We start from the raw sequence: 15,019 nt of genomic DNA on the forward strand, positions 1-15,019 counted from the left end.
AATCGGGTTCGCCGGTCAATTATCGAAGACCGGCTTCTGTTTGCCCATGTGAGCAACCATCGCCAGCTTCAGGTCCGCCGATTGCAACATGGCAGCGTTCCACGTGGCAACGTATTCGAGACCATCGTCCACACTGTGATCGCGCATATAACCGATCATGCGTTTGCTGCCGCTGATGGCGATCGGGGATTTGGCGGCGATTTCACGGGCGATCTCGAAGACGCCGTCCAGCAACTGCTGCAGATCGGCGAACGTGCGGTTGACCAGGCCGATGCGCAAAGCTTCGTCGGCCTTGACGTTACGTCCGGTGTACGCCATCTCGCGCATCATGCCGTCGCCAATCAAGCGTGGCAGTCGCTGCAGGGTGCCCACGTCGGCCGCCATGCCCATGTCGATCTCGCGAATGGAAAACAGCGCGTCGTCCGCCGCGTAGCGCATGTCGCAGGCGCTGATCAGGTCGATGGCGCCGCCGATGCAATAGCCCTGCACGGCGGCCAGCACCGGTTTGCTGCAACGGTCCACCACACTGAATGACGCCTGCATCTGCAGGATCTTGCGACGCAACAACCGTGCGTTGCGACCTACATCCTTGCCCAGCTCATTGGCGATCGAGGCAAGCATCATCAGGTCAATGCCCGACGAAAAATGCTTGCCCGCACCGCTGAGCACCACCACACGCACGTCGTCCGTGTCTTCGATCCATTGAAATATGTCGATGATCTCGCGCCAGAACGCCGCGTTCATGGCGTTGATCTTCTCCGGACGATTGATCTGCACGTGGGCGATGTGATCGGTGAGCTCGACCTTGAAAGCGCTGTAATCAGACACGGCGAGAATCCTTGAGGGGTCTGTAGGGAGAAATCCATGACGCCGGACTATATCAACAGCCGATAACCGTCGCAGGCCACGGTTGCGCCATTTGCCGGACTCCAACGGGCGTTTCGTCGGGACAGATCGCAGTTTGCCACTGGAAAAACTGAACGGTTACAAATGGCTACGGTCCAGAGTGATGGCAGTGCAGAACCAGAATCTCCTGGTCATCGCCGCTGCCACGGGCAGCCGTGCAACCTTCGGCACCCACCCTTTCTCAGGTCGCAAGAGGGCGATTCTTGACTACATCAAAAGCGGCAACCGGCATCGTGGGCCTGGACGACATCCTTGCGGGGGGCTTTCACGCAGTCATGTATTTCTTCTTGAGGGAGAACCCGGAACCGGTAAGACCACCGTTGCGCTGCAGTTTCTGCTGGCGGGCGCGGCGGCGGACGAACGCTGTCTTTACATCACGCTGTCAGAAACCGAACGCGAGCTGCGCGACGGCGCCAAATCCCATGGCTGGGACCTGGGTGAACACATCCACGTGTTCGAGCTGACGCCGCCTGAAGATCTGCTCAATGCGGAGCACCAGCAAAGCCTGTTGTATTCGTCGGACCTTGAACTGGGCGAAGCCACCAGGCAGATTTTCGAGGTGGTTGAACGGGTCAAGCCCAAGCGAGTCATCATCGACAGCCTGTCGGAAATCCGTCTACTGGCGCAAAGCTCGTTGCGCTATCGCCGGCAGATCTTGGCGATCAAGCACTACTTTGCCCGCTACGACGCCACGGTGATCCTGTTGGACGACTTGACGACCGAGGCTCTGGACAAGACCGTGCACAGTGTGGCGCACGGCGTGATCCGCCTTGAAGAGTTGACGCCCACTTACGGTGCCGAGCGTCGCCGTCTGCGGGTGGTCAAGTACCGAGGGCAGAAGTACCGTGGTGGTTACCACGATTTCAACATCATGGAAGACGGTATCCACGTCTTCCCCCGCCTCGTGGCAGCCGAACACCGCAGCAGATACGAGAGCAAGACGATCAGCAGCAACATTCCCGAGCTGGATGCGCTGCTGGGCGGCGGTATTGACAGCGGCTCCAGCACGTTGATTCTGGGCCCTGCGGGCACTGGCAAATCGTTGATCTCTCTGGTATTCGCAGCCGCGGCCGTGGCAAGGGGTGAAAAAGTCGGGCTGTTCATTTTCGATGAAGAACTGGGCTTGCTGTTCGAGCGCATGAAAAAAGTTGGCATCGATCTGGACGCCTTGCAGCGCACCGGCAACCTGCTGATCGAGCAAGTCGACGCCGCCGAACTGTCACCGGGCGAATTTTCGCATCGCGTGCGCCGCAGTGTGGATGAGAAACACATTCGTACCGTGGTCATCGACAGCCTCAACGGCTATCAGGCGGCGATGCCGGAAGAGAACGCTCTGGTGCTGCACATGCACGAACTGCTGCTCTACCTGAACCGTCAAGGCGCCTCGACGTTCATGACCGTAGCGCAACACGGCCTGGTCGGTGACATGCGCTCTCCGGTGGACATTACCTACTTGGCTGACACCGTGGTGCTGTTGCGTTATTTCGAAGCGCTGGGCAAAGTGCGTCGCGCGATCTCCATCATCAAGAAACGTACGGGTACCCATGAATCGACCATCCGTGAATACCGCATCAGTGGCACCGGTTTGAAGATCGGCGCCCCACTGGAAGCCTTTCAAGGCGTATTACGCGGCGTGCCGCATTATTCCGGCGAGAGCAATCCGCTGCTGCGGGATGAGGACGTGTGAGTACACCGGGACAGCTATCGGAACGCGCAGTGATCCTGGCGCCTCGCGGGAGGGATAGCCAGATTGCCTTGATGATCCTGCAGGAAGCAGGTTTCCCGGCACTCATCACCCACGACCTGGCCGGCCTGTGCAAGGAGCTCATGTCCGGCGCAGGCCTCGCCATCGTTGCGGACGAGGCCCTACGCGGGGCCGACCTCAATCCCTTGCTGAGCCTGCTGGCCAACCAGCCTGCATGGTCGGATGTGCCGATCGTGCTCCTGACCCACCACGGCGGGCCGGAGCAGAATCCTTCCTCACGACTGGGCAAGATGCTCGGCAACGTCACGTTTCTTGAACGTCCCTTTCATCCGGCAACGCTGGTCAGCCTGGTCTCCACCGCTGTCCGGGGCCGTCGACGTCAGTACGAAGCGCGCAGCCGCATGGAAGACCTGGTCGAAGGCGAGCAGCGTCTTCAGCACGCGCTCAAGGCCGGACGGCTGGGGTCCTGGCAACTGGAAGCCGAGTTCCTCGAACTGGCCTGCTCAGACATCAGCAAGGTCCACTTCGGGCGCAGCGAACAGACGCCCTTTACCTACCCCGAATGGCTCGAGTCGGTATTCCCCGAAGACCAGCCGCGCATGCAGTCCGCTTTGCAGCACAGCCTGGATACGGGCGATGACTTCATCATTGAGTTTCGCAATGTGTGGGCCGACGGTTCTCTGCATTGGGTGGACGTACGCGCCCGAGCGATCCGGGCGCGCAATGGCCGGGTCAGTCTGCTGGCCGGCGTCACCTCGGACATCACCGAACGAAAACTTGCTGAAACCCAGTTGCGCCGCCTTAACGAAACCCTCGAGCAACAGGTCGAGGAGCGCACCTCGCAACTGCGGCACAACGAAGAAGTCCTGCGTCAATCGCAAAAGATGGAAGCCGTCGGGCAACTCACGGGCGGCATCGCTCACGACTTCAACAACATGCTGACCGGCATCATTGGCAGCCTTGAATTGCTCAGGCGCCGACTGGCGCGCGGCAAAACCGAAGACCTGGACGGCCTGATCGACCTGGGTGTGACCTCCGCCAATCGCGCCGCTGCCCTCACCCACCGCTTACTGGCGTTCTCTCGACGGCAATCGCTGGATTCGAAGCCTGTGGAGATGAACGAGCTGGTCAATTCCATGGGCGAGTTACTGCATCGCAGCGTCAACGAAAGCATTCGCCTGGACATGTGTCTGGAGCCGGAGCTGTGGACGGCCGAGGCCGATCCCAACCAACTGGAAAGCGCCCTGCTCAACTTGGTGCTCAACGCCCGGGATGCCATGCCCAACGGCGGCATGCTGATGATCGAGACCTTCAATCGCAAGCTGGACCGTGACTTCACCAATGCCTACGAGAACCTGCTGCCGGGTGATTACGTGGTGCTCAGCGTGACCGACACCGGTTCCGGCATGCCGGAGAACGTAATCAGCCGCGCGTTCGACCCGTTCTTTACCACCAAGCCCATCGGTCAGGGGACCGGGCTCGGGTTATCGATGATCTATGGCTTTACCAAGCAGTCACACGGCCATGTGTCCATCGAAAGCCAGGTCGGGCACGGCACCACGGTGCAATTGTTTCTTCCGCGTTTCCACGGCAACAAGCAAGAAGACGAAGCCGACGCTCAGAGCCAGGAAGTCGAAGCCCGTGCAGGCGAAACCATTCTGATCGTCGAGGACGATCCTGCGGTCCGCGCCTTGGTGAGCCAGGTGCTGGGCGAGTTGGGCTATGCGTGGCTGGAAGCCGCAGACGCGGTGGGTGCAGTGCCGATCCTGGAGTCCGGTCAGCGCATCGACCTGATGATCAGTGACGTCGGCCTGCCCGGCATGAACGGGCGCCAACTGGCCGATATCGGCCGCCAGATGCGCCCGGACCTCAAGGTGCTGTTCATCACCGGCTACGCGGAGAACGCGGGCGTACGCGCAGGGTTTCTCGACACCGGCATGCAGATGATCACCAAACCGTTCGCATTCGATCAGTTGACCGCCAAGGTGCGGGAGATGATTGAGGATTGAGCGCTGAGGCGCTACGCGTGCCTGCTGTGGGAGCGAATTAATTCGCGAAGAGTCCGTACAGTCGATGACTCTCTATCGTCTGGACCCTTTTCGCGAATGAATTCGCTCCCACCGGGGCAGCGGCCAGGCGCGGCAAACTAATTCAACAACTGCTGAATCTGCGAGTGCAAGGTGTCCATGGTGAACGGCTTGGCCAGAATCGGCGCCTTGCGCGCAATCGGGCTGCCGGACTCGACGATTTCGGCCGGGTAACCGCTGATGAAGATCACCTTCAGCTCGGGTCGCAACTTGACCGCAGGCTCGGCGATCATCACCCCTGAGACACCGCCGGGCAGGCGATAGTCGGTGATCATCAGGTCCAGGTGCGGTTTGGTGGCGAGTATTTCAAATGCCTGTTCGCCGTTTTCCGCCTGCAACACCCGATACCCCTCGCCCGACAGGTAGTCGGACAGCAGCATCAGAATAAGCGGCTCGTCCTCGACGATGAGTACGACATTTTCTGCATCAGAGCTCATTGGAACGCCTTCGATCTTGTAGATAGCTGCCATTACGACCATGGGCCGCGCTGGAGGTTGCGCAGAAAAATCAGTTATTTATCTTAATGGTCTTGAGTGCCCGGCGCCGGTGACAGAAAACCCGACCTGCACCGCTCTGGCCCGTACCTGCAGGGCCAGGAACGCCTTTAAAGCGGCAAGCTGACGCGGAACAGCGAACCGCAGCCTTCTTCACTTTCAACGCTGATCGTGCCGCCGTGAGCCGCCACAATCTGATCGGAAATGAACAACCCCAATCCGAGTCCCGACACCGCATGACTGGCCGACACGCGCTCGAACTGCTGGAAGATGCGCTTCTGGTTCTCGGCACTGATGCCGATCCCCTGGTCCTTCACTTCCACCCGAGCTTCACTGCCCTCGCTGTACACGCGCACCTGGATGGGCTTGTGAGCGCCATAACGCAGGGCATTGGTCAGCAGATTCGCCACCACCTGCTCGATGCGGAACTCGTCCCAGACACCGATCACAGGCTCGCTGGCGTGCAGGGTCACGACGCTTTCGGCCGCAGCAATCTGCGCAGCGTAGCTTTCCACCAGATTAACCACCAGTTCCGACAGATCGAAGGGGCTGGTGCGGATCGACAGCTTGCCGGTCCGGATGCGCGACACATCGAGCATGTCCTCGATCAAGCGAATCAGGCTCTGGATCTGCCGCTCGTCGCGATCGACCATCGCCTTGAGCTTGTCCATGGTAAACGCCGAGGCGTTGTCCTTGGCCAGGTGCAACTTGCGCAGCTGGGTTTCGAGGATCAGGCCGTTCAACGGCGTGCGCACCTCATGGGAAACGATCGACATGAAATCGTCGCGCATGCGGATCGCGTGCTCGAGTTCGTTCTGTGTCGATTTCAACTCGCGCAGCAGCGCTTCCTGCTCCTGACGGCTACGCTCGAGCTCTTCGACCTGCTGCTTCATCGCCTTGCGTTGGCGATACAGGTCGACGAAGACATTGACCTTGCTTTTCACCGCGTGGATATCCAGCGGTTTGTGCAGGAAGTCGACCGCGCCGCTTTCGTAGCCCTTGAAGGCGTAGTTCAATTCGCGCCCGGCGGCACTGACGAAGACGATCGGAATGCTCTTGGTCTTTTCAGTACCGCGCATCATTTCCGCAAGCTCGAAGCCATTCATGCCTGGCATCTGCACATCGAGAATCGCCATGGCGAACTCGTGCTCCAGCAACAACGACAGCGCCTCGTCGGCCGACAGCGCCTTGTACACCTGCCGGTCCTCGCGTTTGATCAACGCTTCGAGCGCGAGCAGGTTTTCAGGCAGATCGTCGACGATCAGCAACTTCGCTTTGATTTCACTCAACATGCAATTCGTTCCAGCTCGACAAGCAATAGACCAATGTCGGGCAAAGGCAGGAGAAAGTCTGGTGTGTGCAAGGCCAGCGCTGCGTCGGGCATGGTACGCGCCAACGCCAGGGCCGGGTCCTGGACCACGGTAAGACCACCGTATTCCTTGATTCGTGCCATTCCCTGGGCACCATCGTTGTTGGCACCGGTCAACAACACCCCTGCGAGCCTGCCGTCATACGCATCGGCCGCCGATTCGAAGAGAAAATCGACACTGGGGCGAGAGTGATACACACGCTCCTCCTGGCTGAACGACAACGTGAAGTCCGACTCCACAGAGAGGTGATAACCGGGCGCGGCAAAATAGAGGGTTCCGGGGACGATGGATTCCTTGTCGTCCGCTTCCTTGACCGGTATTGCCAACTGCGCGCGGAACACGTCCGCCAGCAAGCTGCGACGCTCCTCGGGCAGATGCAGGACCGCAATGATCGGAAGCCCGAACCCCTTCGGCAACGGGCGAAAAATTTTTAGCAACGCCTCGACACCGCCCGCAGACGCGCCAACGACGATTACGTCGACCCTGGGCAGCGCAGGCTGATCCGGGGCGGTGCCCGGAAAGGACGTTCTCATGATTTTCGGTAGATCCGCTCTTGCTTGACCAAGGGCTCGAAGTGATCTTTATAGCCGGAAAACTCCAGGGTTTCCTTGCTGCCGAGCACCAGAAATCCGCGGTGACACAAGGACTCATGAAATAAGCCGAACGCCCGGTCCTGCAACTTCTTGTTGAAGTAGATCAGCACATTGCGACAGGAGATCAACTGGGTTTCGGAGAACACGCTGTCAGTGGCCAGGCTGTGGTCAGCGAAGGTCACGTTTTCCCGCAGCGTCTTGTCGAAAATCGCGTGATCGTACGCAGCCGTGTAGTACTCGGAAAACAACCGTTTGCCACCCGCCTTGAGGTAGTTCTCGTTATAGGCGCGGATGTTCTCCATCGAGAAAATGCCTTGCTTGGCCTTTTCCAGAGACGTCGGGTTGATGTCGGTCGCATAGATGATCGTGCGGTCGAGCAGTCCTTCCTCACGCAGCAGAATGGCCATCGAGTAGACCTCTTCACCCGTGCTGCATCCGGCGATCCAGACTTTCAGCGAGGGATAGGTCTTGAGCAGTGGCACCACTTCCTGACGAATCGCCAGGAAGTGGGTCGGGTCACGAAACATCTCGCTGACCGGTATCGTCAGGAACTGCAACAGCTGCATAAAGGCCGAAGGATCATGGAGCACACGTTCCTGCAGAGCGGAGATGGTCTTCAACTCGAACTGACGCAAGGCATGGGCGACACGTCGTTTGACCGACGCGCCCGAATAATCGCGGAAGTCATAGCTGTATTTCAGATAGATCGCCTCAATCAACAAGCGCAATTCGATATCGGTATTTCGCTCATTGGCCATCGATAAAACCTGGTCTTTCTGCGGGCGTGGTCAATTGATCCGATCCATTCAGATACGTTCCATTTTCGGCAGCCACACGCGAATCAGCGAGAACAGACGATCCAGATCGATCGGCTTGGCCAGGTAATCGTTCGAGCCCGCCTGCATGCAGCGGTCCTGATCGTCTTTCATGGCCTTGGCGGTGACGGCAATGATCGGCAGCTTGCGCCAGCGTGGGTCTTTGCGGATCTCGGCGGTGGCTTCGTAACCGTCCATCTCAGGCATCATCACGTCCATCAACACCAGATCGATGTCGTCGACCGTGTTGAGCTTCTCGATGGCTTCCAGGCCGTTCCGGCCGACTTCGACGATGGCGCCCTTGTGCTCCAGCGCGCTGGTCAGGGCAAAGATGTTGCGCACGTCGTCGTCGACCACGAGGATCTTGCGGCCCTCGAACACCCGGTCGCGGCTGCGCGCAGTCTTGAGCATCTTCTGCCGCTCGTTGGAGAGTTGCGATTCGACCTTGTGCAGGAACAGGGTGACTTCGTCGAGCAGACGCTCCGGTGAACGCGCGCCCTTGATGATGATCGTGCGCGAATATTTGAGCAGTTCGGTTTCTTCATCGCGGGTCAGGTTACGCCCGGTATAAACGATGACCGGCGGGAACGCACAGATCTCGTCGGTCGACATGCGTTTGAGCAGGTCATTGCCGAGCATGTCGGGCAGTTTCAGGTCGATGATCATGCAGTCATAGGCATTGTCGCGCAGCAGCTCCAGGGCGTCCTGCGCAAAACCCACCGCAGTGATCTCGACGTCGTCGTCGCCGATCAGGCGCGCGATGCTGTCGCGCTGCAAGGCATCGTCTTCGACCAGCAGCACGCGCTTGACTTTCTGAGTCAGCTTGGCCTCCAGGCGCGCGAACACGTCCTTGAGCTCTTCGCGCGTGGTCGGCTTGACCGCATAGCCAATGGCGCCCATCTGCAACGCGGCTTCCTGACGGTCTTCGACGGAGATGACATGCACCGGAATGTGCCGGGTGCTCGGCATCTCTTTCAGGCGCTGCAACACGGTCAGACCGGAATGGTCCGGCAGACGCATGTCCAGAAGAATGGCATCCGGCAAGAAGCTCGACGCCAGATCGAACCCTTCGTCTGCGCCATGGGCCACCAGGCAGTTGTAGCCCAGCTCGTGCGCCAGGTCGTAGAGAATGTGGGCAAAACGCACCTCATCCTCGATCACCAGAATGCAACGCTTGTTGAACGGGGCCTTTTCGCGGTCATCGGCAAATCGCGGAATGGGTTGGCTGACCGGTACAGGCGCCGGAACCGGGGCAACCGGCGCAGGCTTGGGTGCCGCCTGAACGGCGGCCGGCGGCGTATCCACATGCGGGTTCAGCGGATGTTCCACATACTCCTCAGGCAAGACGAGGGTAAAGATACTGCCCTGCCCCGGCGCACTGGTGACCGAAATCGAACCGCCCAGCAGCTTGGCCAAGTCACGGGAAATCGACAAACCCAGGCCCGTGCCGCCATAGCGGCGGTTGGTGGTCCCGTCGGCCTGGCGGAAGGCTTCGAAAATGCTTTCCTGCTGGTCTTCAGCAATGCCGATACCAGAGTCGCGCACGGTAAAGGCGATGCCCTCGCCCGGCTGACGCGACACGGTCAGGCTGACCGCGCCCGCTTCGGTGAATTTGACCGCATTGGAGAGCAGATTTTTGAGGATCTGCTCCAGACGCTGGCGATCGGTGTACAGCGACACCGGCGCGCCCGGCTGCACTTCCACCGAGAACTGCAATTGCTTGTCGGCCGCCAGCGGCTCGAACGTCATGCGCAGGCCATCGACCAGACGGCTGACGCTGCTGTTTTCCGGGCGCATGTCCAGTTTGCCCGCCTCGACCTTGGAGATGTCGAGAATGTCGTTGATCAGGTTCAACAGGTCGTTGCCAGCGGAATAGATCGATTCGGCAAACTTGACCTGCTCCTCGGTGAGGTTCTCTTGCGGGTTCTCGGCCAGCAGCTTGGCCAGGATCAGCGAGCTGTTCAGCGGTGTGCGCAGCTCGTGCGACATGTTCGCGAGGAATTCGGACTTGTACTTGCTCGACCGCTGCAGTTCGTCGGCCCGCGCTTCGAGCTCGACTTGCGCCACGCTCAGTTCTTCGTTGTTGCGGTCCAGCGCATCACGCTGCTCTGCCAGCGCCTTGCCTTGTTCGGCCAGTTGCTCGTTGGTTTGCTCAAGCTCGGCTTGCTGGGTCTCCAGATGCGCCTGGGATTCCTTGAGGATCCGCGACTGTTCTTCCAGTTCCTCGTTGGCGGTGCGCAGTTCTTCCTGCTGCACCTGCAGTTCTTCGTTGAGTTGCTGGGTTTCAGCCAGCACTTCCTGGAGACGCTGGCGGTAACGCGCCGCTTCGATGGACGTCCCGACGTTTTCAGCCACCAGTTCAAGGAATTCGAGGTCACGCGCGGTCAGCTCGCGCAGGAAACCCAGCTCGATCACGCCGTTGACCTGATCGTCGTTGCTGGTCGGCACCACCACCACGCTGCGCGGTGAGCCATCGCCCAGGCCTGAGGAGACCTTGAAGTAATCCTGCGGTACGTCGTCGAGCCTGATGATCTGGTCCTGCTCGGCCGCTTTGCCCACCACGCCCTCACCGTTGTAGATCGACTGTTCCTGCAGCTCCTGTTGGCGCGAAAACCCGTAAGAAGCAACACGCACCAGGCCGCCGTGCTCCTGACGCACGTAGACCGCCGCTACCACGGCCCCCAGGTATTGAGCAAAGAACTGCAGCACGTTGCGCCCCAGCAGGTTCAACGTCAGTTGCCCGATCACTTGCTCGGCAAGCTCGCTCTGACCATTGCGCAGCCATGCAACGTGGGCCAGACGATCGGCGTCTTCCTGCTGGGCCTTGAGGTTGGCGGTGTAGGTGCTGGACAGCGTGGTCATGTCACGGCGCCCTACCCAGGCGAGGATACCGCTGACAATCAGAATGAATACGATGTACAGCGAGACCGAGATTACCGTGGTGTGGGTCACATCGGTATTACGCGTCAGACGCAACTGATGCTCGATATTCGTTGCCTGCTCGTACTGTTCACGAATTTCGTCGGCCAGCCGCTTGCCACGGCGGTTTAGAATCGGTGTCGCGTAATCGCCGTTGGTACGCCGCAGGGTGATCATCTCCTGCGCAAACTGGTTCCACGTCTCCTGCATCGCCGCCAGACGTTTGAAGCGATCGACCTGATCGGGGTTGTCCGCCACCAGGTCTTCCAGGCCTTTGAGCTCGGCAATGATGCTCGGCTTGGCGACTTCATAGGGATCGAGGAAGCGCTCATCGCCCGTCAACAGGAAGCCGCGCATGCCGGTTTCCATGTCCACAGACAGCTTCAGGGAACGGTTGATGTTGTTAATCACCCGATCGGTGTGTTCGACCCACTGGATGACCGATAGCAGGTACGAGATCAGCACAACGAAAAAAGCGCCGCTGAGCACACCGACTGCCAAGGGCAAACTGACGTTGCGGCTTAGAAGTTTGCGGAAACGTTGCTCATCGACTGCAGAGTTTTGGATCATCGCAAGGCCCCAGGGCGAATTCGGCTAAACGACGGAGTTTGCCGTAAACTTCAGCAAAAAACTCCAGCTTCTTACATACAAGATTGTATTTTCAGACTTTAGCTGTAGGACAAAACTCGGCGTACTATACGTTTGAGTGATTCCCTAGCGCCATCACACTCATTTGAATTGTGTCGTTGACGGCGGGAACTTGTCACAATTGCCAGGTCATTTATTGAGTCGTTACTTAGCTGATCGGACGTACCTTGCCCGATCAGGACCCCGACATTTCCAAGGAAAATTTTCATGTCCGACCCAGCCAGCACGATTCTGGTGGTTGAAGATGACGGCATCGTCCGGATGCTGATCGTCGACGTGCTCGAAGAACTCGAATACTGCGTGCTCGAAGCGGCCGACGGTAAAGAGGCAATGGCCTTTCTGCAAAAAACAGACGAGAAGATCGATCTGCTGATGACCGACAAAGGGTTGCCAGACATGGACGGCATCAAATTGGCGAAAAACGCCGCCGAACTGCGACCCTCTCTGCCCATTCTGTTTGCCAGCGGTTACGCCGAAAACATAGAGTTGCCGCCAGGCACACACCTGATCGGCAAGCCGTTCTCCATTGACCAGCTGCGCGACAAAGTGAAAAGCATTCTTGGCCAGTGAACACCTCTCCGCCGCCCGCCACACCCATGTCCTGATCATCGGCTACGTATGGCCGGAGCCGCGTTCGTCGGCCGCCAGCGGTCATGTGATGCAATTGATCGACTGTTTCCTCGAGCAGGGCTGGCAAATCACCTTTGCCAGCCCTGCCACCGAGGGCGAGCACAAGGCTGATCTGGCGGCACTGGGCATCACGGAAGTCGCGATCGAGCTGAACAACAGCAGTTTCGACAGTTTTGTCGCTGAACTGCAGCCGGATGTGGTGGTGTTCGACCAGTACGTCATCGAGGAGCAATTCGGCTGGCGGGTCGAGAAACACTGCCCAAACGCCGTGCGTGTACTCGAAACGTCCGACCTGCAAAGCATGCGTCACACCCGCCATCAGTTGATCAAGGACCTGCTGCAAGGCCAGGCGGACAGCGAACTCGCGGACTACTTTCAGATGCCCCGAGACACGCTGTTCTCGCACATGTCGGGGACCGACATCGCCCAGCGGGAAATCGCCGCGATCTATCGCTGCGACCTGAGCCTGATGGTGTCGGACATGGAAATCGAGCTGTTGACTGAACAGTTCCGCATGCCCGCCTCCCTGCTGCACTGGGCCCCGTTACTGGTGCGCGAGGTTTCCGAGCAGGCCCCGCGTTTCGAGGCGCGGGAGCATTTCCTGATCATCGGCAATTTTCGACATGCGCCCAACTGGGATGCCGTGCTCTGGCTGAAGAACACGATCTGGCCCCTGATTCGTCAGCAGCTACCCACCGCGCATGTGCACGTCTACGGTGCTTACACCCCTCCCAAGGCCACGGCCCTGCATAACGCCGCTCAGGGCTTCCACATCATGAACTGGGCCGAAGATGCGCTGGAGGTGATGTCCAGAGCCCGAGTGTCCCTTGCGCCGATACGCTTTGGCGCTGGCATCAAAGGCAAAATCATCGACGCGATGGCCTGCGGCACGCCGACGGTGACCACCCCGATTGGCGCTGAGGCCATGCATGGCGACCTGCCGTTTCCCGGTGCCATCGCCAGCGATGCGCAGACAATCGCCGACGCCGCGGTTCGCCTGTACAAAGATCCATCGCGCTGGGAAGAGGCTCAACGGGCCGGCTGGGCGGTATTGCAGGCGCGGTTCCAGCATGACCGGCACGCGGCCACGCTGATCGAACGTATCAACCAGTTGCGGGACAACCTGTCGGCCCACCGTACGGCCAACTTCACCGGCGCGATGCTGCGTCATCACCAGCACAAGAGCACGCAGTACATGGCGCAGTGGATCGAGGCGAAAAACAAAAACGCCTGAGCGCCAGGCGTTCAGGACGCGTTCAATCCAGCGGGCGGCGTAGCAGGTAGGTGTCCATGATCCAGCCCTTCTCTGCTCGCGCCGCTTCGCGGGTGCGCTTGATCTGCTCGCAGACCTCGCGCAGCGGACCGGCAATCAGGATTTCATCCGGCGTCCCCAGATAAGCGCCCCAATAGATGTGCAGGTCCTGGTCGAGGAACTGTTCGAAGGTGGTGCGCGCATCCAGCATCACCACCACGTTGTCGAGTTCGGCGCCTGGCTGCCGAGCCAGACGCCGGCCGGTCGTGATCTGGATGGGTTCACCGATGCGGTTCAAGGGCACGCGGTGTCGTGCGGCCAGGGCCTGGATACTGGTGATGCCTGGAATCACCTCGTAATCGAACGCCTGCCGGCCTCGCGCCAGCACGCGCTCAAGGATCCGCAACGTACTGTCGTACAACGCCGGATCGCCCCAGACCAGAAACCCGCCAATCCCCTCTTCCCCGACCTCATCGGCGATCAGTTGCTCGAACAGCGCCGCACGCTGCTCATGCCACTGCTCAATGCCGTTGCGGTAGGACTGCGGGTCGTCTTCGCGTTCAGGGTCACGCACTTGAACCAGCCGGTAATCATCGCTCTGGATGTACTGCTCGCACAGGTCCCGGCGCAACCGCACCAGATCGTCGCTGGCGTAACCCTTGTCGAGAATGAAAAACACCTTCGCCCGGTTCAGCGCCTTGATGGCCTGAACCGTGATGTGCTCCGGATTGCCCGCGCCGATGCCGATGACGAGGATTGTTTTCATATGCTTACAGTTCCGACGTAGCGTTGAAGGTGACGAGTCGCAATAGTGACGGCCCCGGCCCGTTGGAGCAAAGTCAACAGGTTGACCTCATACCCATATAGGTATAATTTCCAGCATGTCATACGGATTTGAAAAGCCGCTTTTTTGGGTGGCCAGTACCAGAAAGGATCTCAGCAGCATGCCCTCGGTTGTGCAAGACACGTTCGGATATGCCTTGTACCTCGCGCAAACGGGTGGCAAACATTCGGAAACCAAACCACTTAAAGGTTTTGGCCATGCCGGTGTTCTGGAGATTGTCGAGGACTTTCATGGGAACACCTATCGCGCCATCTACACAGTGCGTTTCGGCGATGCGGTCTACGTACTTCACTGCTTCCAAAAAAATCCATGAAAAAAACGCAAACACCTCAACACGACATCGCTCTCGTCAAAAGTCGACTGCTGGCAGCGGAAGCTCATTGGAAAGGACTGACCCATGACTGAAATGGAACAGGGTAGCGGTAACGTTTATGCCGACCTCGGGATCGCCGACGCGAACGAGATGCTGGTCAAGGCGCAACTGGCCGCCAAGATCGGCAGCATCCTCAAGGCGCGACATCTGACTCAAGCCCAGGCGGCAGAAATCCTGGGCATCACACAGCCCAAGGTGTCGGAAATGTTGCGAGGAAAGTTCAGGGGCATCAGCGAAACTAAAATGATTGAATGCCTGGCGCGCCTTGGGCGTGATGTTCAGATTGTGGTGAAACCAGCGCCACGCTCACGCAAGGAAGGTAAGGTCGAAGTGGTTTTCGTTTGAGGCCTCGTCTCTGTATTACTTGGGTTAATTAGTGCACA

12 protein-coding genes and 1 pseudogene are annotated in these 15,019 nt (G+C 59.1%); 6 read left to right on the forward strand and 7 right to left on the reverse strand.

What is annotated here, in order from left to right:
* Nucleotides 1–15 precede the first annotated feature (15 nt).
* Nucleotides 16–828, reverse strand: coding sequence for a crotonase/enoyl-CoA hydratase family protein (locus tag AB4N84_RS26680; protein WP_460043978.1), 813 nt, complete (start codon nucleotides 826–828; stop codon nucleotides 16–18).
* A 281-nt stretch (nucleotides 829–1,109) separates the two neighbouring features.
* Here AB4N84_RS26680 and AB4N84_RS26685 point away from each other — a divergent pair.
* Together AB4N84_RS26685 and AB4N84_RS26690 are read left to right on the forward strand one after the other, a co-directional pair.
* Nucleotides 1,110–2,593: pseudogene (locus tag AB4N84_RS26685) on the forward strand (ATPase domain-containing protein).
* A complete protein-coding gene (locus tag AB4N84_RS26690; protein WP_074756628.1) occupies nucleotides 2,590–4,620 on the forward strand; it encodes a response regulator in 2,031 nt (676 codons plus the stop codon). The pseudogene AB4N84_RS26685 and the gene AB4N84_RS26690 overlap by 4 nt, the downstream one beginning before the upstream one ends.
* Before the next feature lie 137 nt (nucleotides 4,621–4,757).
* Here AB4N84_RS26690 and AB4N84_RS26695 read toward each other — a convergent pair whose 3' ends face one another.
* The 5 genes from AB4N84_RS26695 to AB4N84_RS26715 all read right to left on the reverse strand — a co-directional run bounded on the left by AB4N84_RS26695 (nucleotide 4,758) and on the right by AB4N84_RS26715 (nucleotide 11,459).
* Complete coding sequence (locus tag AB4N84_RS26695) at nucleotides 4,758–5,135, reverse strand: response regulator (RefSeq protein WP_062381871.1); 378 nt, start codon at nucleotides 5,133–5,135, stop codon at nucleotides 4,758–4,760.
* A 167-nt stretch (nucleotides 5,136–5,302) separates the two neighbouring features.
* A complete protein-coding gene (locus tag AB4N84_RS26700; RefSeq protein ID WP_074756630.1) occupies nucleotides 5,303–6,484 on the reverse strand; it encodes a hybrid sensor histidine kinase/response regulator in 1,182 nt (393 codons plus the stop codon).
* Nucleotides 6,478–7,095 (reverse strand): chemotaxis protein CheB, encoded by a 618-nt coding sequence (locus tag AB4N84_RS26705; protein WP_074756632.1) that lies wholly within the window; start codon nucleotides 7,093–7,095, stop codon nucleotides 6,478–6,480. The genes AB4N84_RS26700 and AB4N84_RS26705 overlap by 7 nt, the downstream gene beginning before the upstream one ends.
* A complete protein-coding gene (locus AB4N84_RS26710; protein ID WP_460043980.1) occupies nucleotides 7,092–7,913 on the reverse strand; it encodes a CheR family methyltransferase in 822 nt (273 codons plus the stop codon). The genes AB4N84_RS26705 and AB4N84_RS26710 overlap by 4 nt, the downstream gene beginning before the upstream one ends.
* 48 nt (nucleotides 7,914–7,961) lie before the next feature.
* Entirely contained in the window at nucleotides 7,962–11,459 is a 3,498-nt protein-coding gene (locus AB4N84_RS26715) for a response regulator (RefSeq protein WP_460043981.1), read from the reverse strand.
* 285 nt (nucleotides 11,460–11,744) lie between these two features.
* Between AB4N84_RS26715 and AB4N84_RS26720 the strand changes: the two genes are divergently transcribed.
* Together AB4N84_RS26720 and AB4N84_RS26725 are read left to right on the forward strand one after the other, a co-directional pair.
* Nucleotides 11,745–12,107: a response regulator gene (locus tag AB4N84_RS26720; protein WP_074756638.1), complete on the forward strand. Its 363-nt coding sequence runs from the start codon at nucleotides 11,745–11,747 to the stop codon at nucleotides 12,105–12,107.
* A complete protein-coding gene (locus AB4N84_RS26725) occupies nucleotides 12,097–13,401 on the forward strand; it encodes a glycosyltransferase (protein WP_460043982.1) in 1,305 nt (434 codons plus the stop codon). The genes AB4N84_RS26720 and AB4N84_RS26725 overlap by 11 nt, the downstream gene beginning before the upstream one ends.
* A 22-nt stretch (nucleotides 13,402–13,423) precedes the next feature.
* Here the strand turns inward: AB4N84_RS26725 and cobF are convergent, their stop codons facing one another.
* The gene (gene cobF, locus AB4N84_RS26730) at nucleotides 13,424–14,185 is read right to left on the reverse strand and encodes a precorrin-6A synthase (deacetylating) (protein ID WP_460043983.1); all 762 of its coding nucleotides are present in this window, start codon (nucleotides 14,183–14,185) and stop codon (nucleotides 13,424–13,426) included.
* Nucleotides 14,186–14,363: 178 nt separating this feature from the next.
* Here cobF and AB4N84_RS26735 point away from each other — a divergent pair, with 178 nt between their 5' ends.
* Together AB4N84_RS26735 and AB4N84_RS26740 are read left to right on the forward strand one after the other, a co-directional pair.
* Nucleotides 14,364–14,576, forward strand: coding sequence for a type II toxin-antitoxin system RelE/ParE family toxin (locus tag AB4N84_RS26735; protein ID WP_460043985.1), 213 nt, complete (start codon nucleotides 14,364–14,366; stop codon nucleotides 14,574–14,576).
* An 84-nt stretch (nucleotides 14,577–14,660) separates the two neighbouring features.
* Nucleotides 14,661–14,981, forward strand: coding sequence for a helix-turn-helix domain-containing protein (locus tag AB4N84_RS26740; RefSeq protein WP_074756646.1), 321 nt, complete (start codon nucleotides 14,661–14,663; stop codon nucleotides 14,979–14,981).
* The last annotated feature ends 38 nt before the right edge of the window (nucleotides 14,982–15,019 follow it).

This window comes from Pseudomonas sp. S2_H01 (assembly GCF_054668305.1).